This is a genomic window from Hydrogenophaga sp. (genome assembly GCF_965657535.1).
Lineage (GTDB): Bacteria > Pseudomonadota > Gammaproteobacteria > Burkholderiales > Burkholderiaceae_C > Hydrogenophaga.
Window position 1 is genome coordinate 112317 of record NZ_CBFHOP010000005.1, and the last position, 25277, is coordinate 137593.

The 25277-nt window shown below is 65.6% G+C and carries 7 protein-coding genes; 3 read left to right on the forward strand and 4 right to left on the reverse strand.

Annotated features, from left to right (window positions below):
- Nucleotides 1-11: 11 nt before the first annotated feature.
- The 4 genes from ACTG4K_RS10235 to ACTG4K_RS10250 form a co-directional block, all read right to left on the reverse strand.
- On the reverse strand, nt 12-1562 hold the full coding sequence (locus tag ACTG4K_RS10235) for a hypothetical protein (RefSeq protein ID WP_439114107.1): 1551 nt from the start codon (nt 1560-1562) through the stop codon (nt 12-14).
- 78 nt (nt 1563-1640) lie between these two features.
- On the reverse strand, nt 1641-2465 hold the full coding sequence (locus ACTG4K_RS10240) for a type II secretion system protein (RefSeq protein WP_439114108.1): 825 nt from the start codon (nt 2463-2465) through the stop codon (nt 1641-1643).
- 57 nt (nt 2466-2522) lie between these two features.
- Nucleotides 2523-3389, reverse strand: a complete 867-nt coding sequence (locus ACTG4K_RS10245) for a type II secretion system protein (RefSeq protein ID WP_439114109.1) — start codon at nt 3387-3389, stop codon at nt 2523-2525.
- Nucleotides 3390-3474: 85 nt separating this feature from the next.
- Complete coding sequence (locus ACTG4K_RS10250; RefSeq protein WP_439114110.1) at nt 3475-4395, reverse strand: type II secretion system protein; 921 nt, start codon at nt 4393-4395, stop codon at nt 3475-3477.
- Between the two features lie 661 nt (nt 4396-5056).
- On the opposite strand from ACTG4K_RS10250, the gene ACTG4K_RS10255 reads away from it, so the two are divergent.
- From ACTG4K_RS10255 to ACTG4K_RS10265, 3 genes are all read left to right on the forward strand, one after another.
- Nucleotides 5057-5260, forward strand: a complete 204-nt coding sequence (locus ACTG4K_RS10255) for a hypothetical protein (protein ID WP_439114111.1) — start codon at nt 5057-5059, stop codon at nt 5258-5260.
- A gap of 32 nt (nt 5261-5292) precedes the next feature.
- A complete protein-coding gene (locus ACTG4K_RS10260; protein WP_439114112.1) occupies nt 5293-6102 on the forward strand; it encodes a SapC family protein in 810 nt (269 codons plus the stop codon).
- Between the two features lie 56 nt (nt 6103-6158).
- The coding region (locus ACTG4K_RS10265; RefSeq protein WP_439114113.1) for a leukotoxin LktA family filamentous adhesin at nt 6159-25277 on the forward strand (19119 nt) is incomplete at its 3' end.

The following is a 25277-nucleotide window of genomic DNA, read 5'->3' on the forward strand; positions in this document are numbered from 1 at the left end:
TCCAAACCATCTTAAAACGCCCCAGCAGCAATGGTCAGCTGGGTTTGCAGCCGCGCACCGGGTGCGGTAGCGCCGGTGTCTTGAAAGCTCAGGCGCGTGTTGGACAGCCGTCCCAGCCGCGACAGTTGCTCGGCCAGCGCCTCGGCCTTCAGCTTGGCACCGGCGTAGCCGCCGCCCAGGGCAATGTTGATATCGACCTTAAAACTCGGCTCGCCCGCACTCGGCATGCGCCGCACGGGTGTGGCGGGCGTGAAGGACACCGGTTCCGACACCACAGGCTGGAGCGTGGCGTCGGTCGGCGCCTGGGCGTTTTGCGTCGCCTCGGTCTTGCGGTTGCGACTGCCCCTGCGCGCGACGTTCACCGGCTGCCCGTCCGCCAGCTCAATGCGTGCCGCAGCCTGGTCGTTGCGCTGCACCGCCAACTTGAGTACCTGTGCGCCCTCGGGTATCTCGGCCAGCAACGCCTGCAAAAAGTGGTCCACCCGCAGGTTGGCCCCGAGCGCGGTTTCTCGCCAGGCGGCCGAGCGCAACGCAGCCACTGCCTCCGCCGGTGGCCGCTGCTGCTGCAAGCCCTGGGCTTGTGCCGTGAGTGTGGTCAGGTCCAGCTGCAGCGCAGCCATTTGCTGGTCCGCTTGCGCGTGCCACCAGATGCCCAGGCCCAAGGCCACTGCGCCTGCCACACTCGCCACCGCTGCCAGCGCAGGGGCCCACTGCCAGGCCAGTACCCGCTGGCGGTAGCCATTGACGATCAAGCTTTGCTGGCCCTGGGCAAAAGCCAGACCATACAGATCGGGGTGGCACAGCAAGGTCTCGGGAGGCACGCCCTTGAACAGCTTGCCGAGCTGGTTGACGAGTTCGCGGGACCCGTTGGTGGCCCATTCGGCGCTGGCCAGCCAAGGTCCTGCGCCCAGTCGAATGGTGTGGCTGTGGGCACCGGCAAATTCGGTTGGCGCACTGGCCGAAGCCGCGTCCAGCAAGGGTTTCCACTGGTCGGGGCTGGCATCGGGGCGTTGTGCTGCAAAGGGCATCACGCGCTGCCACACCACACGCCCATTGCGCACACCCAACGTGCGCAAGCCCCCCTCGTGCCACCAGTGCACCAGTACCGCAGCGGCCGTGGCCGCGCCCACAAACGCCGCTACCGATGCCTCGGCCGTGAGCAAATGGGTCAGCGGCCGTTCCTGGCTGGGCAACAAATCCTGGGCCAACTCAGCGTCGTCCTCCAGCATCGCGCACACATCCACCTCGGCCTCGCCCTGGCGCAGCGAAAGCACCTGGCTGCGAAAACGAAAGCGGTCGGTGAACGCGCCGTTTTCTGCCAGCTGGCGCTGCAGCAGCACCGGCACAAATCGGCGCGACAGCGCCCGCACCCGCACGCGCTCCGTCAGGTTGGCGGCCGAGTCCAGGCTCAGCCGCAACGAACGCCCAGGCAAGCCACGCAACTCGTCAGCCACACCCTGGCCGTGCTGCACCACCTGGCGACCCCGCACCACCGCGAAATGCGCCGGGTGCGTGCCGTAGACGGTGTCGGGACGCGACATGGCGACGAGCAGGGTTTTCATCCGATGTGGTTCACGATATCAGTGGGAAAGCCGGGAGCACCCTGTGCAGAGGGCTCCCGGCTGTGATCCGGTGGTTGCTTAAAGGGCGTCAGTTTCCATCTTCGATTCCGGCACGCGGTCGAAGAAGTAGGCCACTGTGACCATGCCGTCGCGCATGGCAGCTGAATCTGCCGTGCCGGCCTGTAGGGTCTGCCAGCGTTCATCGTATGTGCCATCAGTGGTTCCGCGGTTGAGCAAGCGAACGCGTGAGCGGTCGGCCCGGGCGTCCTGCCCGTTGATGGCGGTAGCCAGACGGCGCGCCATCCACTGCGGTACGTTGTGGATCACGATGGCGTTGTAGTCGGCGCCGTCAGCCGATTCGCCTCCCTCGTCGGTGACCGAGCCCAGGAACATGAAGTCTTCGTTGACCAGCTTGGCAAAGGTCCGGTTCGGGATGCTGTCGCCAATCACGCCCGCCAGCTTCAGGTCGTTGATCCAGACGTTGGCGTTGGTGGTGTTGGTGGTTACCGGGGTATCAGCCTCACTGACCAGTGTGCAGGCGTCGGATTCCAGGGCGGCCACGGCCGCATCGGCCGGGATGGTGGGCAGCAACACCGAGTACGAATAGGCATCCGAACGGGTGGTGTTGGCGGTGTCCAACCGGCTGGTGGCGTCGGCTGCGTAGTCCACGATGCCGTCGGCATCGCAGTCACCCGGCATGCGGCCCTTGAGCTGGGCAAACTGCTGGATCTGCGCTTCGACCGACTTGACGTCGTTGAGCAGTTTGGTGGCCTTGGCCTGGTCGATCAGCTCTTGGCCGGTGGTGACGGCGGCAAACAGCAGGCCGGCCGCAGCCATGGTGATGGACATTTCGACCAGGGTGAAGCCGCGCTGGCGGCGCGCGGAAAGTGTTCTGGATTTCATGGGCAATTCCTTAGCAAGGAGAGTGGATGGGGTGCCAATAGACAAGAGCAGCAGAACTCAATCCGGGAAGGCGACCGCTGTAGAACCACCCATCTTCGATTCCGGCACCCGGTCGAAGAAGTAGGCGATGGTGACCATGCTGTCGCGCATCGAGGTCGTATCGTTCGTGCCAGTGTCGTTTTGAACGGCTTGCCACGTGGCGGCGTAAGTGCCATCGGTCGAGGATCGCACCAACTGACGCACCCGCGAGCGGTCGGCCCGGGCGTCCTGGCCGTTGATGGCCGTGGCCAGCCGCAGCGCCATCCACTGCGGCACGTTGTGCAGCACGATGGCGTTGTACTCGGCGCCGTCAGCCGATTCGGCGCCGTTGTCGGTGACCGAACCCACGAACAGGAAGTCTTCGTTGACCGTCTTGGCAAAAATGCGGTTCGGCACGCTGTCGCTGATCACGCCGGCCAGCTTCAGATCGTTGATCCAGACGTTGGCGTTGGCAGTATTTGTTTCAACGCTGTAGACCAACGCCGAGGTTGCTGTATCAGCACCCATCAGGGCACAGCCATGCGTTTGACTGTCCGCCTCGACGCCATCGGCGGGCAATGTCGGAAGCAGACCTTCGTACGAATAGCGAGCGGCTCGCGTGGTGAAGTTGTCGGCGTCGTCGTTGCCGGTGGCGTCCGCTGCGTAGTCGATCACGCCGTCCTTGTCGCAATCGCCGGGCAGGCGGCGCTTGAGGGTGGCGTATTGCTGAATTTGTGCTTCCACCGACTTCACGTCATTCAGCAGTTTGTTGGCCTTGGACTGGTCGATGAGTTCCTGGCCGGTGGTGACGGCGGCGAACATGAGGCCGGCCGCCGCCATGGTGATGGACATCTCGACCAGGGTGAAGCCGCGCTGGCGGCGCGCGGAGAGCGTTCTGGATTTCATGGGTATTCCTTTGCCCGAAAAAGGGTTCGATCAGACGAAGCGACTGGGGTGAAACGAGGGGTCAGCTAGGCTGCCTGGTCAACGGTCAACCCGGGATGTCGGTTTCCATCTTCGATTCCGGCACGCGGTCGAAGAAGTAGGCGACGGTGACCATGCCGTCGCGCATGGCATCAGTGTCAGCCGTACCGGCCTGCAGGCTTTGCCAGCGAAGGTCGTAAGTACCGTTGGTCGCATCGCGGTTGACCAGGCGTAAGCGGGACCGGTCGGCGCGGGCGTCCTGGCCGTTGATGGCGGTGCTCAGGCGGCGTGCCATCCACTGCGGCACGTTGTGCAGCACGATGGCGTTGTATTGCGCCCCAGCGGCCGATGCGCCACCGTCGTCGACAACGTAGCCCACGAACATGAAGTCTTCGTGCACCAGCTTCGCGAACTTCCGGTTGGGTACGCTGTCGCTGATCACGCCCGCGGCTTTGAGATCGTTGATCCAAACGTTGGCGTTGGTTTCGCTGACTTCAACGTCAGCATTGGTGATTCCACCCGTTGTGACTTGCTCTGAACCGCCACCCCAGAGGGCGCAGGCAGCAGATTCCTCTGATGCAATGTCGCCATCTGAAGGAATTGTAGGCAGCAACACCGTGTAGCTGTATTCATTGGCGCGGCTGTTGTTGTCGGCATCCTGGCGTGAGCTCGTGCCGGCGACACCGACGACAGCAGGTGTTGCGAGAGGAGCTGCCGTGACAAAAGCAACGTTAATGCCCGCGTTGTAGTCGATCACCCCATCGGCATTGCAGTCCCCCGGCAGGCGCCGCTTGAGCTTGGCGAACTGCTGGATTTGCGCCTCGACCGACTTGACGTCGTTGAGCAGCTTGTCGGCTTTGGCCTGGTCGATCAGTTCCTGGCCGGTGGTGACAGCCGCGAACAGCAGGCCGGCGGCGGCCATGGTGATGGACATTTCAACCAAGGTAAAGCCGCGCTGCTTGTGCGGGGCGGTGGCTCTTCGCTTCATGTGGGTTCCTTTCGTTGGACTGGTGTGCTGGCTGCGCCTGAGTTTAAATACAAATTTGACAATTTATCATTTAAAATTTTTTGGATAGATAAACAAACATAAGTTTAAAACTTGAGTTTACGTATTGCTGCCGGTTTATCGTCTCATGTCTTTAGGTTTCTAAAAAAACATAAATATATATAAAAAAACATAAAGTTTAAAACTTGAGTTTAAGTACAATATTGTCATCTTATCATTTAAAAATTTTAGATAGATAAACAAACATAAAAGTTAAAAAATGATATGGTTAGGAATGGCATCGGTTGTGGTTTTTTCATTGGTTCTGCCAGTCGTCTTCAGAAAAGGGCGCAGGGCAGTGATAACCAGTTTGGTTGGGCTGGTGTGTTGCAGTTTTGTGCAGGCCGCAGCACCGCTTTACTGGTGCCCTGGCAATCTGTTTACCAATGAGTTGGACGCCGAGCGCGCGCGCGCCAAGGCTTGTCAGCGCGTTGTGCCGTCTGGGCTGTCCTCCGGCTCGACAGGTCCACAGGCTGTCTCGGCCACTGTTCCGTCACCGACGCCAACGGTGGTTCAGGTTGTGCCGGCAAGCAGTCGTCCGCTAAAGCCGGCAACGCCTGAACTTGCGACGCCACTCGGCAAGCCTGAACGGTCTGCAGCGGCTATGGCGCACAGATTAAGTGCCACTGTGCAGCAGCAGCGGGACCGTGATGCGGTCGCCATTCTTCAAGCCGAGCTCGCGCGCAACCTGTCAGCCCAGCGCGCCCAGGCGGATGCCGGCGGACGGGTCGCCGTGGGTACCGAGCTGCACCGCCTGCGGCAGGACGAGGTGGCCTTGCGCCGCGAGCTTGAGCGTCACGAACGTTGAATCCGTTTTTTTATCCCCAGAGAAAGCCCACTATGCCCTCCAAATCGCCCTCCGAAGTTGTGTCTCCCAGCGCAGCCCTGGCCGTGTTGCACCGGGAAACCCACCGCCATCTGAGGCTCAACCGCCGCCAACCCGACTATGGATTTGCCCGTGGTGCGGTCACAGTGGCGCTGATGGCTGCGGAGCTGCCAGCCGCTTGCAGCGAGTACCCGTGTGTGATGGCCCGCCAGCCCGATGGGGGCTGGTCGTTGCTTGCGGTGACGGGCCTGCAAAGTGGACACAACCTGTACGTGTCCGACACGGGCGGGTGGCTTGGCAACCACTTGCCGGCCACCTTGGCTACCTGGCCGTTTCGGCTGGTCCGGGAGGGCGGGGCGCCGGGCAGTTTTTTGGTGGCCGTACAGCCTTCGGAATTGAGTGAAGCGGCCGGCGACCCGCTTTTCGATGCCACCGGTGCCGAAGCACCTTGGTTGTTGGAGCGGCTGCGTCAGTTGGTTGACACCGACACAGGATTGGCCGACACCGCACGGCAGATCGCCGCCCTGGATGCGGCGGGAGTGCTCTGCGAGCGCAGCCTGCAGGCGGTGCTGGCCGACGGCAGCGACGTGGAACTCAACGGTTTCATGGTGGTGGACGAGGCCAAGCTACAGGCGTTGCCCGAAAAAACCGTGCACGAACTGCACACCCAGGGGGTGCTGTCGCTGGCTTATCTGCACCTGTTGTCGCTGCGCCGTTTCCGACCACTGGTGCAGCGGGCTGGGCAGCGGGCCTCGGTGGCTGAGCGCGAAACCCTGCCGGTTTCGGGTGCACAGCCCGAAGCCCCGCCGGTGACGGGCGCCTGACCCGCGCCACGCTTACGCCTTGCGAGGCGATGTTTTTTGACGAACCCGAAGCCACCATGACCAAGCCGCTCGCACCTACGCTCAGCCACCGTTTTTTGTCCGAGCCTCCGTCTCGACGTCGGCTTTCGGTGCGTGTAGGGCCTTTGCCGCTGGCGGCCGCATTGGCGCTGGGCGCCCACTGGCCCTGGGTCGGAGCGCAGACGGTGATTGCGCCCATCAAAGGTGTTGGCGCCACGCAGACGGTGGTGAGCAGCAACCAGCCGGGCGTGCACACCGTGACCACAGGCACCTTGCGCGACGGCAATGCCTTCAACCACCTGTCGGTGCTGCAGGTGGGCCAGGGCGACACCGTGGGGCTGGTGGTGCCCACCGGGGCCAACTGGTTGGTGAATGTGGTGCGCGACGCCCGGGTGCAGGTTGACGGTCAACTGCAAGGCCGGCTGGCCGATGGGTCGCAGGGTGGCAACCTGCTCTTTATTGACAGCCACGGTTTTGCGGTGGGTCCGACCGGGCGGGTGAGCGGCGGGCGCCTGGTGTTTGCCGCGCCATCCACCGCGTTTGTCGACAGCATGCTGGGCGACGGTACCGGGCAGTCGGCGTCGCGTGTCAGCGGGGTGCTGAGCGGTCAGTTTGAGCGGTCTGACACGGGTGCCGTCCAGATCGACGGCGAGGTGCACGCCACCGAAGGCGTACAGATCATGGCAGGCGAGGGCGCTGGCGCGTCGGCGGCGGTGTCGGTGGGGGGCCGTATCCAGGTCGATGGACGGCGTGCGGGCGCTGCGGTGAACCTGGGTGACCTGCGTGTGTTGACCCCGTTGATTGAGCGCGATGGGGTGATCGACATCACGACCCCGGGCAATGTGTTGCTCAACGGCAAGCTGCTGGCCGACAGCTCGCACTGGACCGGTGCGGGTGCGGTGAGGGTGGTGGCCGGCAACGATATCGCGGTGGGCGCCAACGCCCGGGTCTCGGCTTCGGGTGCGGTGGGTTCGGGTGCGGCGGGTGGCCAGGTGGCGCTGTTTGCCCAGCGCGACATTGCCAACACGCCAGGCGCGAACTTGCGCGCGCGCGGCGACGGCGCGGGCGACGGCGGTGCTATTGAGTATTCAGGCCTGCGCCAGCTCAACTTGAGCGGCATGCTATTTGATGCCGGCAGCGACACCGGCGCCGCCGGCCTGGTGTTTGTGGACCCCGACGATGCGGTGGTGGAGGGCCTCAACCTGACCGGCGGTGCGCATTTTGTGTACGGGGGCGACAACACGCTGACCGTCAAAAGCGGTGCGGTGATCAACACCCGCAAGGTGGCCTCCGGCCAGGACGCGACCAACGCCAGCGTGGCGTCCACCGGCAACAGCGGCAACATTGTGTTGACAGCACCCCACATCACCGTGGAGGCCGATGCGCTGCTTGACGCGTCGGTGGTCAACGCCGGCGGCTCCATTTGGGCAGCCGGTGACATTGACCTGGTGGCCCAGAACAGCAGTTCGGGTGAGACCTTGGTCACCCTGTCCAACGCCAACGCCAGCATCGATGTGGCGGGCACGGTCAAAGGCAAAAACATCACCATGGAGGCCTCCATCGAGTCCTCGGCGTCGTTTGGTGGCGTCACCGGCAGCATCCAGCAAGAGGCGGTGAACCTGCTCCTGGAGAGTTTGGAGTCGCCGATCGCCCTGAGCCTGGCTTATGTGGAGGCCAAGGGCGATGCGACGATCACGATCCGCCCAACAGCGTTGCTGGATGCCACACAAGACATCGCCCTCAACGCCCTGGCCGACCGTTCGGCCAGCGTCGAGGTGCAGTCCGAAGGCTCTGCCAAGGCCAACCTGAGCGCGGGCTTTGCCCAGGTTACCGGCACAACCAAGATCGACATCCAGTCGGGTGCGACGCTGACTGCTGGCGAAAACATCGCGCTCGTGGCCGCCTCCAAGACCGGGGTGGGCATGAGTGCTGCTGCGGCGGGAGAGACCGATGACGAAACCGGCGAGGCCAACGTGGCTTCGGTGGTGTTTGCCGGTTCGCGCTCGGATGTCACCACCCAGGTGACGGTGGGTGCCAACGCGGTGCTCACCAGCGACGCCGACACTTTGGTGCAGGCTTTTCACGCCGCCCAGTACGAAACCAGTGCCGAGGTCACGGTCTACGGTGGCGGTACCGCCGGTGTCGTGGGCGCGCTCTCGTTGCAAGCCTCCGAGACGGCGGTTGACATGGGGGGATCGATCGACGCCGGGGGCCATGTGTCGCTGATGGCGATGAATGCCTCCAGCAAAAACGCAATCTCAGCCACGTCGGCCAACGCTTCCGAAGAGGAAGAAGAAAGCGCCCTGGCCGGTTTGCCCGAATCGCTGGAGTATTCGCAAGACCAGGCGGGCGAGGACGCCCAGGCCGCGCTGATGGACGGCTTCATGTCCATGGCGTCCGAGTTCTCTGACACCGCTGAAACCGCCTCAGGCGGCGAGCCCGCTGAAAGCAAACCGCCGGCGCTTCGACTGGCTGGGGCCATGACCTGGTCGGAGTCTGATCACGTGACCCGCGCCTCCCTGGGCGCGGGTGCCCGCGTGAACGCAGGCGGCGATGCCGTGGTCGATGCCCAGACGCTGGTGGGGCAGCTGCAAAGTGTGGCGCTGTCCGAGGCCACATCGGAAACCGAGGGCGAGGGCGCGTCCAAGATCGGGCTGGCCGTGGCGTTCAACTACGCCGACCACGCCTTCACCACGCGCGCTACCGTGGGTGCCGGTGCAGAAATCACGGCCGGGCATGTGGCGGTCAACGCCTCAACCGACATTCCTGAGTTTTACACCGCCGGCCTGCCATCGGACTGGAGCAGTTTTTCTTCAGCCTACGCCAACCTGATGGGAGGCACCGATTTTCTGTACGACGGCTTCAACACACGCGTCGGTGCCACATCGACCGCCGAGGACCTCGCGGCGGCCGGCGCCGTCAGTCTGGCGTTCATGCGCAACGACACCCGCGCCTGGGTCGGTACCGGAGCCAAGCTCACCACCACCGTGACCGATGGCCTGCCCTGGAGCTACGGCGTTCGCGAGGTGAATTTCGAGTCGGATCTGGTGCCCATGCTGATTCCGATCAACACCTACACCCTGGACAAGGACCTGGGGGTGCTGGGTGACTTTGTCTCCGACAGCCGCGAAGCGCCGAGTGGACCCGACCTGGACCAGATCGATTTCACCCGCAGCTTTGATGGATCGGCGGTGGTGCGCGCGGAAAACCACATTCAGACCCTGCACAACGCGGGCGGAGCGGGTTCGGAGTCGGGCAGCGGCGGGGGCTCCGTGGGTGGCACCTTCTCCATGGTCAGGCGCAACAACACGGCCATCGCCGGTGTGGCAGACGACGTCGAGATCGACACCCGGCAACTCGATGTGACGGCCGAGACCATCGACTGGGTGCTTTCGCTGTCGCCCACCTCGGGTGGCGGCGCGGGCATTGCAGCCAACGGCATCGCCTCGTACAACGAGCTCAGCGAGACCACCCGTGCGTCGATCAGCCGTGAGGCGCTGGTGACAGCCGATGTGGTGAATGTGGATGCGCAGTTGTCGCTGGGGGTGATTGCCGTGACCGGTGCTGTCACCCGCAGCGAGAACACAGGGGTGGGCATCGGCGTGGCCATGAACAAGATGACCGGCGATACCCGGGCCTATGTGGGCGACAACGATACCGATGGCGGTGGCGCTGACACGCCCGAAGGCGATGCGGGCGCGATCGCCACCGGTGCCTTGAACGTCCAGGCCCGCACCGACGGCATGATCGTCGCCGTGGGGGTGGCGGGGGCGACCGCAGGAGAGGAGCCGCCTCCGGAAGATCCCGCTGCTGAAGAGCCCGCCAGCAAAAGCACGGCAGGCAACCTGGGTGGCGAGGCCGCGGAACAGTCGGCCGACGAACAAGCCCAGCTCGACGGCAACGACGCCACGATGGCCCCGCTGGACGAAGCCAGTGAACCCGCCAAAGGTGGGGGCACCGACTCCGCCGCCAGCGAGGAACCGGCAGCGAGCAAACCACCGAGCTTCTCCATCGCGGGCGCCGGTGCCATCGTCACCAACTTCAGCGACCTCGACACCATGGCCCTGCTTGAAGGCGCGGTGGTCCGTGGCATGGGAGCCGGCAGCAATACGGTGGCGGTGCAGGCCTTGTCCGATCTCACACAGGTCAGTGTGGCCGGTGGTGGGGCACTTTCCCTGTCCAAGAACACATCCGACAAGTTCACCGCCGCCATCGCAGGCGCCGTTGCGGTCCAGAAGTCAGACGACGACACCACGGCACGCATCGTCAACAGCCACATCAGCGACCTGGCCGACCAGAGCGGCAGCCTGGTGCTGCAAGCGCTCAAATCGGGCGAGCGCACCGCCGTGGCCACGGGCATCTCGCTCAACCTGTCCAAAGGCAGCACCACCAGCGTCTCGGTGGCTGGCTCGGCATCGGTCACCACCACCACCGACGACACCCAGGCGTCGATGGAAGGCACCGATGTGTTGGGCAACGTGGCTTCGCCCACCGCGCTGGGCGTGCAGGTGGTGGCTTACGACCGCAGCCGTATTGGCGCGGGCGGCGGCGCGCTGTCGGTCAGCACCGGCAAGGGCTCGGCGGGGGTGGGGGCGGCCATCTCGATCGTCAACGCCAAGGGCAGCACGCGGGCCCAGGTGTCGGACGGGTCGATCACGCAGGCGCACGACCTGGCGGTGCTGGCCTTGTCGTCGCAAAAGGTGGTGGGTGTCGCTGCGGTGGGTGGTCTTCAGACCGATGCGTCCTCCAGGGGCCAGCTCATGGGCTCGTTTGTCTTCAACCACATCGGCAACACGCTGAGCGCCGGTGTGACCGATGGCGCCTTGGTGAACCTCACAGGCGACCTGGCCCTGCAAGCGGGCGGAGCGCCCACCGGTGCCTCGTTGGACGCCCTGTTGGGTGCCGTGCGCACGTCCGAGCTGACCGACTACGAGATGGCATCGACCGACAACGGTTACACCAGCGAATTCAAGAGCGCGGTGGGCGGTGAAAGCATCGTCGGTGTGGCCGGCACGCTGAGCGTCACGCTGGGCGGTAGCGCGTCCAGCCTGGGCTTGTCTTATGTTCACAACGACATTCAGACCACCTACGGCGCCGAGCTCGAAGGCGACGTCACCGTGGCGGGCAACGTGGATGTGGCGGCGATCAGCCGGGCCGACATCGTCGGCGTGTCGGCTGGCGTGGGTGCCACCAAAGGCAAGTTCTCGGGCATGGGCTCGGCCTCGGTGAACCTGATCGGTCAGCGCACACAGGCCACGGTGAGCGGTGGCAGCGTGAACGCTGCCAGCCTGGACGTGCAGTCCAGCACCACCGGCAACACCTTTGGCCTGGCCGGCAACCTGAGCTTTGCGGTGGGCAGCGGAAGCGGCAAGGCCGCTGGTGCGGCGGTGGCTTACACGCAGACCGGCACCAAGACCTACACCGCAGGCAGCGACACGCTGAGCACCCGCGCGGCTGGCAACGCAGCGAGCATTAAAAACAACACCACGGTCAACGTCGGCGCGGGCACTGTGCAGGTGCAGGCCAGCAACGTGAGCGACCTGATGTCGGTCGCGGCCTCGGGCGCCGCAGCCGACGGCAACGTGGGCTTTGCCGGCACCGTGACGGTGAACGAGATCGCCGACGTGACCGACGCGCACATCAGCGGCTCGACCGTCACGGCCGGCTCGGTGCTGGTGCAGGCGGGCGAGGGCGCGGGTGCCAACAGCGCGCGCATCCGTTCGCTGGCGGGCGGTGTGTCGGCCTCTATGGGTTATTCGGGTGCCCTGGCGTTGGGCTTCAACACCATTGAGAGCACGCGCTCGGCACAGGTCGTGTCGTCCACCCTCAACGCGGGCAGTGCCGTGTCGGTGCTGGCCGACGCCGCGGCGCACATCCAGACGCTGTCGGTCACGCTGGCGGGCGGCAAAGACTACGCGCTGGCGGGCTCGTCGAGCACCAACCTGCTCAACGGCAGCACTTTGGCCAACGTGGAGTACAGCACCCTCAACGGGGCGGCCACGGCGCTCACGGTGCACGCCTCGCAGTCGGGCGCTATTGAGTCGCTGGCGGGCGCTGTGTCGGGCGGCGGCACCGGCGCCATTGGCGGCGCGGTGGCGGTCAACCTCATGGGCCAGGGCAGCGACGACTTCCAAGTCACCTCGCGTTTGAAAGATTCGGTGCTCGCAGCCCCCGTGGCCGTGTCGTTGGACGCCCAACTGAGCGGCTCCATCCAGTCGGTGGCGGCCTCGGGCAGTGGCGCCGGTACGGCGGCCATCAACGGCAGCGTGACCACCAACGTGATCGAGGCCAATGTGTTGGCCGAGGTGGTCGGTGGCAGCCAAAGCGCCACAGGCGGCGCCTTTACCGTGAGCGCCGACAACCAGGCGGCCATCTCGTCCCTGGCCGGCACCATCAGCGGTGCTGGCCAGGCGGCGGTAGGCGCCGCGGTGTCGGTGAACGAGATCGGCGGTTCGGTGATCGCCCGCGTTCAAAACCACACCTTGCGCGCCAGTGGCGCGGTCGGGGTGGATGCCCGTTCGTCGGGCACCATCCGCTCGGTGGCGGCCGGTGCGTCGGGTGCAGGCACCACCGCCCTGGCCGGCTCTAACACCACCAACAGCATCACCTCCACCGTGCTGGCGCAGATGAGCAACGTGACGCAGGCTGCTGCGTCTTCGTCGCTGCGCGTGCAGGCTCTGGACAGTTCCACCATCCAGTCCTTTGCGGGCTCGGTGGCCGGTGGCGGCAACGCAGCCGGTGGTGCGGCCTTTGCGCTCAACTTCCTGGGCCGCACGGCCACCAACGCCGACAGCAGCAAAGTGGTGAAGGCCGAGGTGCTCAACAGCAACCTCAATTCGGGTGGCGCGGTGCAGGTCAAGGCCTTGTCCACCTCGACCATCGAATCGATGGCCATGGCGGTGGGCGTCAGCGGCAATGCCGCCGTGACCGGCTCCAACACCACCAACCTGCTGGAAGACGACATCACGGCGATCTGGTCGGGTGGTTCGCTCACGGGCGCTTCCACATCCCTGACGGTCAAAGCCGACGACGCGGCGACCGTGCACACCCTGGCGGGCAACGTCTCAGGCGGCCTGTCGGGTGCGTTTGGTGCCGCGATTGCGGTCAACGAGGTGGGCAGCCAGGTGTCGGCAACCCTCTCGGCCATGACGCTGTCGGCCGCGCCTGCGGTGGTGGTCGATGCCGATTTGCGCGGCGAAATCAAGTCGGTGGCTGCCTCGGGCGCCGCCGACGGTGCCGCTTCGGTCAATGGCAGCTTCACGACCAATGCGGTGAATGCCAGCGTGAAGGCGCAGGCCCTCAGCCTGAACCAGAGCGCCACGGGTGGGGCGTTCACCGTCACGGCTGACAACGACGCCGACATCTTTTCTCTCGCTGGCACGATCAGTGGCTCGGGTGGTGCGGCGGTGGGTGCGGCGGTGTCGGTCAACGACATCGGCGGTGATGTCACCGCGCGGGTGGTCGACAGCACGCTGCGCGCCAGCGGTGCGCTGGCGGTGCGGGCAACTGCCTCGGGCACGGTCCAGTCGATCGCGGCGGGCATGGCCGGTGGTGGTGCGGTGGGCTTGGCCGGGTCGAACACCACCAACGGCATCACCTCCACGGTGCTGGCGCAGCTCAGCGGCACGAACATGGTCACCTCCGCCGCCTCGGTGGACGTGGTGGCCCGAGACATCTCCACCATCCAGTCCTTCGCGGGCTCGGTGGCAGGGGGCGGCACCGCTGGTGGTGGCGCCGCTGTGGCGCTGAACTTTCTGGGCCGCACGGCCACAGACGCCGACAGCAGCAAGATCGTCAAGGCCGAGGTAACGGACAGTATGGTGCGCAGCACCGGCGCCGTGCTGGTGAACGCCTACTCCACCTCGGTGATTGAGTCGATTGGCGTGGCCGTCGGCGTCAGTGGCACCGCCAGCATCAGCGGTTCCAACACCACCAACCTGCTGGAAGACGAGATCACCGCGTACTGGACGGGCTCTGGCCTGGCGACCACCAACCAGCTGACCATCAGTGCCCGCCAATCCTCGGAGATCGACTCGCTGGCCGGCAATGTGTCGGGCAGCATGGGCGCTGGCGTGGGGGCCGCCGTGGCCGTCAACCGCATCGGCACGCAGACCCAGAGCCAGCTCAAGGGTGTGTCTTACGCCAACTACGCCTCGAACACCGGCTACTGGACCGAGAACATGGACGACATGGTCCTCTCGGCCGAGAGCGACAACCAGATCGACACCATCGCCGTCGGCATGAGCGCCGGCTCCAATGGTGCCCAGGGCTCGGTGGCCGTCAGCGCCATTGGCGCCACCACCAGCGCCCTGCTGGGTGCTGATGGCTACGTAAGCAACGTGATCGCCACCGACACGGTGGCGGTGACGGCCAACAGCCGCGACCGCATCCGCACGCTGGCCGGGGCCGTGGGCCTGGGGGTGGCGGGCGTCGGCGCGGCCGGCGGCGTGCAGTCCAACCTCATCAGCAGCACCACCAGCGCGGGTGTGGCCGGCTGGGACACCCACGTCAACGCCCTGGGCAACGGCAGCGGTCTCGTCCTGCGCGACGAATCCCTGGCCAGCGCGCCCGACCTGATGAACATGACCGAGGTGTCGGACGCGGTCCTGGGCGGGGCCAGCTTCGGCACGCGCACCGTCAAGGGCCTGGCCATCCAGGCCACCGGCATTCAGCAGATCGGTGCCACCACGGCGGTGGCCGGTGGCGGCGCTGCGGGGGCTGCCGGTGCCGCGATCAACGTGAACAAGATCGGCGGCAGCACGCGCGCCTATCTCGCCAACGGTATCTTTTTCAACGACTGGACCGCTGGCGCCCATGCCAACCAGTCGCTCGACGTGCTGGCGGCCAACCACGCCATGATCGCCAGCTCGGCGACGGCCCTGGCCATTGGCTCGGTCGGGGTTTCGGGTTCGGTAGGCACGGAGATCATCGACCGGTCCACCCGTGCCGAAGTCAGGAACGTATCGACGCAGGCCCAGGCAGATGCACGTGTGCAGGCCGTCTCGACCAACACCGTGGCCCAGATCGCAGCCGGTGCGGCTGGTGGGGCCGTGGCCGGTGTGGCGGGCAGTGGTGATGTCGTGCTGCTCAAGGGCGAGACCGTCGCCCTGGTCGATGCCTCCACCATCCGTGCCAACAACATCTCGGTGTTGGCCGACGGGACCAATGCGTCCAACCTCGTGGCGGGAGCGGTGAGCTATGCCGGCGTGCCGGGTGGCACCGGCGTTGGCCTGAGCTTCACGGTCAACGTCTCGGGCTCGACCGTGCGTGCGCTGGTTGACGATTCGGCGCTGGCCGCCGATGGCGCGGTGGTGGTCGATGCCGACAACCGCACAGAATCGCTGTCCGTCAGCGCCTCCGCTGCCGCAGGCGGGTCGTTTGGTGTTGCCGTGGGGGCCGCGGTGAGCGTGATGGAGGGGGCCACCGAGGCCGCCGTGACCGGCACGACGACGATCGCAAAACGCACGCTGGCCACCGGCCTGCTGGCGTCAGCGGGCGACGCTCCAGTGACGATCAACCTGGCGTCCGATTACGACCTGGTCAACACCACCAACCAGTCGGCCGTTCGCCTGAGCCTGAGCGACCTCACGGGCCTGGTGAGTTCGGACACCGCCGTGGTCACGCTCACCGATGGTGAGACCACCGTGACCGCCGTGCGCCAGGCCGACGGGACCTACACCGCCAACGTGTCCAGCCTGGCCGACGGCCTGCTCATGGCCCAGGTGCTCATCAGCGAGGGCGGGGTGGAGAAGGTTTCAACCACCACACTGTCCAAATCCACTGGCATCAACGCCTCCGACACCGATCCCGTGGCCGCCAGCAAGCCCGCTGCGCTCACCCGCATCGAGACGCTGTCGGGCTTCTCCCAAGTCGACGCCCGCAACCACGAAGCGGTGGTCTTTGTGCTCAAGTCCGACTTTGGCCCGACCGCCGACAGCGCGGCGAGTGTCATCGTGTCCGATGGCACGCGGCAGGTGACCGCGGTGCTCAACGCCGACGGTTCCTACACCGCAGACGTGAGCAGTCTCGGCGACGGCGTGCTGACGGCGCTGGTGACCACCACGCCCGGTGCGCCCGAAACCGCCCGTGTGACCTTTGCCAAGACCTCTGGCGCCGCTTCGCTGTCCATCACGGCCAATGAAACCGTGGTGCTCAACCACAATGCGGGCCAGCTGGGTGTTGGCGGTCTCGCCGGCGTGGGCGCCTCGGCCAACGTGGTGGTGGGCAAGAGCACGGTGGACGCCACCCTGAGCGCGGCCAGCGTGCGCGTGTCGGGCGAACTCACGGTGGCGGCCGAACGTGCGGCCGACATCGACATGATCACCGCCACCGGCGGCGGCGGCGGGATCGCAGGGGTCAGCGGTGCGGTGGGTGTGCTGGTCTTTGGCAGTGCGCCTGACAGCGACGCCAGCAGCGAGCTCAATGGCGACGGCGGCACTTTGGCGCAGATCAACGGCGCCACGCAGTCCGACCGGGCGAGTGGGACGGGGGAGGCGCTCAGCGCATCCGAAACGGATTCACTCAATGACAGTGGGCGTTACGACACGCAGGGCGCCTTCACCGGGGCCACCGGCAGCCACCGCACATCGGCCACCATCACCACGCCTTCCATCATCGCGGGCTCATTGGCGGTGCGCAGCCTGGACCGCACGTCGGTGGACAACAACGCGGGGGCCATCGCACTGGGTGGGGCCGTTGGCGTGAGCGCGGGCGTGGCGATCACGCAACTGGGTGGCGCCAACCAGGCCAGCGTGGCTTCGGCCAGCCTCATCGTGGCCGACAACGTGGTGATCGAATCCGGTTCACGCACACCCGTCAGCGGCGAACCGGCCATTGAGAGCCGGGCGATCGCTGGCGCAGGGGGCTTCGTGGGCATTGGTGCAGCGGTGTCGGTGGCGACCAACGACACGGCCAACAGCGCGGCGCTGTCGGGCCATCTGCAGGCCGGCGGCTTGGTCAGCGTGCGAGCGCTGGACCAGACCACCTTGCTGAGCGAGGCCATTGGCGCCAGTGCGGGCGCATTGGCCGTGGGCGTGGTTACCGCCACGGCGGCGCAAACGGGCAGCGTGGGGACCACCTTGGCCGGCTCGCTCACCAGCGAAAGCTTCACTGCGATCGCCGAGCGCGACGCCAGCACCGAGGCCAGCGCATGGGGCGGGGTGGCTGGGGTGTTTGCGGGTGCGGGCGCTGGCGCCACCGCGACCGACGCGGGCACCGTTTCGCTGGTGTTGGGCAGTGGCACGGCCATTGACGCCGGCAGCGGCAACCTCAACCTGTCCGCCAGATCCAATCCGTCGGCCGAGACCAGCGCCTTTGGCGTGTCGGTGGCGGCGGGTGCCGCCGTCGGTGTTTCGGTGGCGCTGTCCGAAGTCGAGACCAACGTGAACGTCTCGGCCGCTGGTCCGGTGAGCCTGCGTGGTGCCGACCTGCTGGTCACGGCCGTGTTGGGCAGTGGTGACGGCTCGGTCACAGCCGACGCGGTGGCCGGTGGCGGCGGTCTGCTGCTGGGCCTGCAAGGGGCGGGCGCCTCCGCCAGCAACACCGGACGGTCGTCGGTGAACCTGGGCAGCGTGAACTTGCTGGCCACGGGCGATGTGGGTATTTCGGCCAACGACGCCATGAGCGTCAGCGCATCCGCCACCGGCGTGGGTGTGGGTTTTGTCGGCGCGGGTGTGGCGGTGGCAAGCGCCGCCAGCGACTCGACGGTGAGCACCCAGGTGGCGGCGCTGGGCGGTGCTGTATCGGGCAATCTCACCATCAGCGCCCGGGGTGACGAGTTCATCGATGCCGACGCCGAGGCGGGCAGCGGCGGCGTCATCGCCGGTGCGGGCGCTGAGGCCACGGTGGACCACGAGCAAGACGTGAGCGCGATCGCCTCGACCGCAGCCGCAGGCCTCACGGTGACCGGCACGACCACCCTCAGCGCCGACCGCAAGGTTCGCTACGACAGCCAGACCGAGACCGTCAACGCCTCGGCCTTCGGTGGCTCTGGCGCCGTGACCACGGCCAGCCTCACCGGTTCGGCTGTGGCCCGGCTGGATGACGGTGCCAAGCTCACGGGCGCCCAGCTGCGTGTGCTGGCCACCAACGACGTAGAGCGCACCGACCTGCTGGCCGTGAGCGCGCGCGGCGGCGGTGGTGGCGTGATCGCCGGCGCCGGCGCCGATGCGAACACCGTCATCAACGGCACGGCCACCGCCGAGCTGGGCGACGACGTGGCCCTGACCCTCGGCGGCAACACCACCGGCTTGCTGGAATTGCGCGCCTACAACCAGCTGCGCGGCTCTTCGGTGGGCCGGCTGGACCTGGGCGGTGCCATCCCCATCGCCCTGGTCGACACCGAGATACGGTCCACGGCTGCGGCCAACGCCACCATCGGCGAGCGCAACGCCATCAACGTGGCCGGAGAGGTGTTCGTGAACGCCATGTCCTATGTGGACATCGAGGCCAACACCATCACCAAAACCTACGGCGCTGCAGCGGGTGCCCAGGGCGACGCCCTGGCCCACGCCAACGTGGACAACGTGGTGACCGTGGGTGCCGACACCACCCTGATCGGTGAAGGGGCGGTCACGCTGCTGGCCGGCCAAGACCGCGATTTCTGGCGCAACAAGAGCTTTGTCACGGCCCGCGCCGACCTGTTCAACCATGCCGCGATCCCGGTGTCGGTCAACCCCGACGCCGATGCCCAGCTCGATCTCACCAACAATGTGTTCGTGTATGGCGACGCCGTGCGCTCGGGCGGCACGATCAAGGTGGGTGGCATCGAAGGCACCTACGTGGTCGAAGGCAAGGGCAAGGTCAGCGACTGGACCCGCGACGTGGGCGAGCTGATTGGCATCAGCAGCGAATACGGCAGCACCAAAAAAACGCTGACCGCCAACTCAGCCCTCAGCGGGCTGTTTGAAGCGGGCTACGGCAACAAGCAGGTCATTGTGATCAACCCCAACGGGACGCTCGATGCGAGCAAGACCCAGGGCAACATCCGCTACAGCATCGGGACCGAAGACCTGGCCGCCACCGGTGCGGCGTATCTCGACAGCCTCTACGACCAACTGAAGAACTACGGGGACGTTGCCGAGGTGCGCGCCTTTGTCGAGGCCGAAATTGCGTTCTACCTGGAAAGCCTGGTGCGCGAAGGTTTTGCCACGCTGGAAGAAAACCCCGACGTTCCGGGGCAGTTCAAGATCGTGGCGCAAGACAACGTGCCGGGTACCTTTCTCACCGTGCAAAACGTGCGCGCCGGCAGTGGCAACGTGGAGCTGTTTGGCAACAACGTCACCGGCAACGCCCAGCTCGTCGCCCGTGCCGACTCCGAGATCCTGATCGACAACAAGAGCCCGATGAACATCCGGGTCAAAGACCTGATCATCGACAGCTCGGGCGGCTTTGCCAAATACAACGGCGTGTACCTGACCGAAAGCAACGGTTCCGACATCGCGACCTACAACCGCGACACCAAGACCGGCCTCGCGCTCACGGTTGACAGCATCGACACCCGTGGTGGCGGGGCGGGCGAAGAGCTGCCCACGCTCAAGGTGCTCAACAGCTACCAGTCCACGGGCCTGGTGTCGGGCAGCGCTGTGATCGCCACCGCACCCGACGGCAGCAGCGCCGACCTGCGGCAAGACCAGTTGCGTGCGCCAGAGATCCGCGTCAATGGCCTGCTTTACAACAAGCTGGGCCCCATCATCCTCAGCAACACGGCGGGCAGCATTTCTGTCATGCAGGAAGATCCCGCCTATGTGCCGCGCGTGGACGGTCTGGAGGTGCAGATCAACGCCGGCAAGAACTTCGTTCTGTCATCGCCCAGCGTGAGCCAGTCGATCGGTGGTTCGCCTGAAAACCTGTACGCGGTGGCCTACAACGACGATCAACAGCGCAAGCTCGACAGCATGGGCGTGGTGCGCTGCGGCACCGCCCGGGCGGGCGATCCCAGCGCCACCAGTTTCAGCGCCAACTGCCTGCGCAACGGATCAGGCGGCATTTACGCCAACGGCGGCATCTTCCTGGGTGCGCGCTACCTGAACATCAACGGCACCATCCAGTCGGGCCAGCCCGACTACACGGTGACGCTCACCAACGCCGGCGTGGGAACCACCATCAACAACTGGGAAACCCAGTGGACCAACAACCGCGGCGCTTACCTGGCCCAGGGGCGGTCATCGCTGGTTCAGGTGGCGGGCCGCCTGCCCACCGACAACGAGGCGGACATCAACAAACGCTTCGCCAACGGCACCATCACCCAGACCCAGCGCGACAACCTGATTGCCGCCATGGATGCGCGGCGCAAGCAGCCCATCGTGTACTACGACGCCGAAGACAACCGCCTGAAAGTGGCCGCCACCGAAGTGACAGGCGGCCTGGTCGAGGTGGTGGGCTCCATCATCAACACCGGCGGCGGCGTGATCCGAGCGCTGGACGGTTATGCCCGCTTCGACATCGACAACCAGACCGGCTACGGCCTGGACCTGCTGGGCCTGGACACCGGCGGCGAAGCCGGCGTGGTCCGCATCACCGATCTCAGCAAGCCGGTGTACACCGGTACCGGAGCCAATCGCCGCATCACGTCCTACGAAGTCACCAGCTACCAGCGCGACGCCAATGGCGTGTTCAAGGCAACGACCACGGCAGGCCGCGGCGGCACCGTGATTGGCGCCCCCACCAACTCCACCCTGTTGGCCCCCAACGCATCGCGCCCCGAGTTGCTGGCCACCTTCAGCTATGCGCCGGTCACCGACAGCACCTATGTCTGGTCAGCGGGTTACGAGTTCGGACAGGAAAAGCGCTACTGGTACCAAAAGTCCTCATCCCTCTGGGGTGCGATCAACCTGGGCAGCATCAAGTGGAACAGCGTCGACACCATCACCAAGACCTCCACCGCCATGCCCGAGGGCATTTACGTGACCACGGCCAGCCCGCCCGCGCAGAACTTCTGGATGGGCACGCAGACCTTCACCACCGACGCCGAGAAGGAAATCTACTACCGCAGCTGGAAGAAGTGCGGCACCCTGTGTTTCAAGAAAACCTACTACGTCGACTACCGCACCGAGGTCGGGAAAAAAGACGTGTTCACCCAGCGGGTGGCCGCCGACCGGCCGATCGCCATTGAGCTGGTGGGTTACACCAGCGGCAACATCGAGGTCGAAAGCAAAGCGGGTATCCGGATTTCCGGGGGCATCACCAACGACAGCGGCATGGTGTCGATCAAGTCCACCCAGGGTTCGATCGAGCAGCTCAGTGGCGGCACCGCCGTCACCGGCGACGACCTGCGCTTCTACGCCGCCACCGGCATCGGTTCCGAAGGCGCGCCCATCAACGTAATCACCGGCGACGGTTCGTTCACCGCCACCTCCACCAGCGGCAACATCGCCTTCCAAAGCCTGGGCGGTGCCTTGCGCATCAACCAGGTCTCCACCACCGGCAAGGTCTGGTTGCTGGGCGATGAAGACATTGTGGGTGTCAACCCGAACACGGTCCACGTCTCGGGCAGCCGCATCCAAATCGCCGCCCCGCGCGGTGGCATCGGTGCGTTCAATTTGGACGGCAGCGTCAAGTCCACGCTGAACATCCAGACCGAAGATTCCGCCGGTGGCGGCATCACGGCCCATGCCGCGCGCGGCATTGCCCTCAAGCAGGGTTCGGGCAACCTCTGGGTCGACCAGGTCGCCTCCAGTGGTGGCGATGTCTACATCGAAGCCGCAGGTGACCTGATCGACAACAACCGCAACGAAACCCGCGACGTGCGCACCGAAGAGGAATTGCTCGCGCTGTGGAACGCGGCATCGCTGCAAGGCGACAGTGCAGAGGTGAGCCGCCAACGCACCCTCACCAACACCCGCAGCCAGTTCCGCCGCTACTGGAGCCTGCGCAACGCGCAGACCACGTCCATCGACTCCAGCACGGGCGCGGTGACCGCCTTCACCGCGGACGCCTACGACCCCAACACCTATGTGTTCAGTTTCTCCAGCGATGAGAAAGCTCGCCTGACCCAGTCGGGTATGACCGCTGCACAGATCACCGCGCTGGAAGATGGGCGCGAGCAAGAGCTGAGCGAACTGCACAAGCTCTATGGTGCGACGCACTACCAGGTCAGCGAAGCACTGATCATCAGCGAGGTGAACGCCGCGCTGGTGGCCTCGGGCTCCGCTGAGGTCGATGCGCTCTCGACTTGGAGCGATACCGAGCTCAAGAGCCCACTGCCCAAGGCGATCTTCTCCAAGTCGTCCACCGACACCCAGACCCGCATCGAAGAGCCCAATGTGGTGGGCAACCGTGTGGTTTTGCGCCCCGGTGGCAAGATTGGTCGCGACGAAGGCGCGGTCACCATCGACCTGCGCAAAGCAGGCGGTCTGACCATCGACGACCAGCTCACCATCATGTCGGCCGAAAGCGATGACATGTCGCTGGACAAAGACACCTGGCAATTGACCGTGGTCAAGAAGGACACCTTCAACGTCTTGTCCAACAAGCTCAACGTGACCTCCAACGGTTTTGTCTATCTGGGTGCCGACGAAACCGATGCCTACCCCACCGGTGGCAACGCCAACCTCGAACAGGTCACGGGCAATGGCGAAATCCGTATCAAGGTCAGCGGCTCCATCCTCAATGCCTCCAATTCCACCGCCTCGGTGATCCAGGGCCACAAGGCCATTCTGGAAGCGGCCAGTGGCTCCATCGGCACGGCCGACAAGGCCGTCACGCTCAGCCTTACTGGCGGCGGCAACGCCAGCGCCGCGACCTTGGTGGCGCGCGCGCAAGAAGGCATCTGGATCAACCAGACGGGTGACATGCGCGTGGCCGACGTGTACTCGCCCGGCGCGGTCACGCTCACCGCGCAAGGCGCCATGATCGATGCGCGTGGCGTCGACCGCACCCGCGCGCTGGAGGCGGGCGAAGCCACGTTGATCGCACAGGGCGGCGCAGTCGGCTCGGCGGCCAATCCGTTCGTGGTCAAAGCCAGCGCCACCGGCGGCGTCAACGCCACCTCGGCCTCGGGCTACTCGGTCTACCTGGCGGGTGCAGAAACCGGCCTTACCGTGAAAAACATCAATTCCGGTGGCGACATCTACCTTGACGCCGCACAGAAAGATGTGATCGCCAACGGCGACCTGAGCGCCACGGGCCGCGTGGATGTACAAGCCACCCAAGGCATCCGGCTGCAAGGGGTCAGCTCGGGCAGCGACGTGTCGCTCATCGCTTACGGTGGCGACGCCGATGTGCTCGGCAACATCAGCGCCGCTGGCCCAGTAAACATTTTGGCCTCGGGCGGCATGTCCACGCGCGGCATCACTTCGGGGCAAGACATCACCCTCGAAGCCGACAGCGGCAATCTCGACGTGGATGGCGACCTGACCGCTGCCGGTGGCATCGACGTCACCGCTGGCGGTACTGGCAGCATCACCATGGCCAGCGGCTCGCTGTTCAAAGCGCTTTCGGGTGGCATCTATGTGTCGGCCGACAACGTAGGGCTGAGCACGCTCGACGCCGCCCGCGCGGTGGTGGTCGTGGCCGATGGCGACATCACCGACACCAGCGACGAGGCTGGCAACATCAATGCGGCAGGTCTGGGCGTCACGCTGAGCGCCACTGGGGCCATTGGTGTGCGGGGTCAGTCTGTGGATGTGCTCACCCGCGAGCGCAGCAAGCTGGTGGCTACGGCAGCCGGCGATGCCTTCATCAGCGCTGACAGCGCTCCCATGCGCATCTCCCAAGTCTCTGCTGGTGGGAGCGCGGTTCTCAGTTCCGCCTTCAGCCTCATCGACGATCGCGGCACCCGCGCCCAGGCTGTAGACGCCACCAACATTGAACTGATCGCGGATGGTGACATTGGCCAGACCACACTGCCCATGACGGTCAAAACGGCGGCCGACGGGGCTGTGCGCAATGCCGCTGCGGGTGGTTCGTTGAACCTGTATTCGCCGCTGGGTGCCTTGCGCGTGCTCAACGGCAGCGCCACAGCCGGTCGCATGGCGCTCAACGGCAACGTGGCCGGTCTTTCGCTCGGTGGTGTGCTGAGCGCGGGGCAGGGCATGGCCCTGACCGCAGGTGTCCATGAAATCAGCGTCACAGAAGGTGCCAAACTCAGCAACGGGACGGGGACCACCGTGATGCAGGGCCGTACCATCAGCATGGCCGACGGCGCGACCATCGACGGCGGTGTGGGCACCGTCGTCCTGTCCGCCACGGGCGATATCACCCTGACCGGCATCAAAACCGCCAACAACACGTCTGGTGCCATTGTGGTGTCCAGCACGGGTGGCGCCGTGCTGGACGGGGGTGACAGCCAAACCGATTTGGACGTCACCAGCGCGAACGGGGCCGTGGTGCTCTCCGCGCTCCATTCCATTGGAAACACCCAGCTTGCCGAGGGTGCGGTCGGCCGCTTTATTGAAACCGAGGCACCTGTGCTGACCGTGACCAGCAAAACCGGCTCGGTGGCACTGGACCAGGGCGGGACAACCCGCAATGCGACCATTTCTGCCCGTCTGGATGCCGAGCTGATCGCCGAAAACGCGTTGAGCGCCACCAAAATCGCCTCGTCGCTGGGTAGTGTGCGGGTGCAAAGTGAGCAAGGTTCCGTGAGTGCCAGCAGCATCACATCTGCCCAAGACGTGCTGGTCCGAGCCGCAGGCAAGATCGAGCTGTTGTCCATCACCTCCCCGCGCGACATCACCCTGCACAGCACAGGCACCGCAGGAGCGGCCGACCAAGGCATCACCGCCACGGCATTGACAGCGGGGCGCGATCTGAGCATCACAGCGGCTGGCGCTCAGGCCAACAGCCGCTTCAGCGCGCTGACATCCAGGACAGGCTCCCTCAGCCTCGACAACGGCGGTACCGTGACCATCACGGGCAGCACCAGCGGTTATGGGCAGGTCGATATGGACCTCGATGGCCAAAGCCATCTGGGCGCAATCACCAGCCGAACCGCAGGCGTGAACGTGTCATCGGCCGAGGCCCTGAAAACCGGCGCCGTGCGTGCAGTAGGCGCAGTGGCGCTTGCCAGCCAAGATGCCCTGAGCACCGGCGCGGTGACCAGCACCGGCGGCAACGTCGCGCTGAGCGCCCACAACGCCAGCCTGACCTATGGCAGCGTGAGCGCGGCGGGTCTGGCCACCCTCAGCACCACACGGGCCGCCAACAGCACGGCCCAG

Excerpts from the sequence above, each read along its gene's own strand:
- ACTG4K_RS10235 (WP_439114107.1), bottom strand. The coding sequence starts at position 1,562 with ATGAAAACCCTGCTCGTCGCCATGTCGCGTCCCGACACCGTCTACGGC.
- ACTG4K_RS10240 (WP_439114108.1), bottom strand. The coding sequence starts at position 2,465 with ATGAAATCCAGAACACTTTCCGCGCGCCGCCAGCGCGGCTTCACCCTG.
- ACTG4K_RS10245 (WP_439114109.1), bottom strand. The coding sequence starts at position 3,389 with ATGAAATCCAGAACGCTCTCCGCGCGCCGCCAGCGCGGCTTCACCCTG.
- ACTG4K_RS10250 (WP_439114110.1), bottom strand. The coding sequence starts at position 4,395 with ATGAAGCGAAGAGCCACCGCCCCGCACAAGCAGCGCGGCTTTACCTTG.
- ACTG4K_RS10255 (WP_439114111.1), top strand. The coding sequence starts at position 5,057 with ATGGCGCACAGATTAAGTGCCACTGTGCAGCAGCAGCGGGACCGTGAT.
- ACTG4K_RS10260 (WP_439114112.1), top strand. The coding sequence starts at position 5,293 with ATGCCCTCCAAATCGCCCTCCGAAGTTGTGTCTCCCAGCGCAGCCCTG.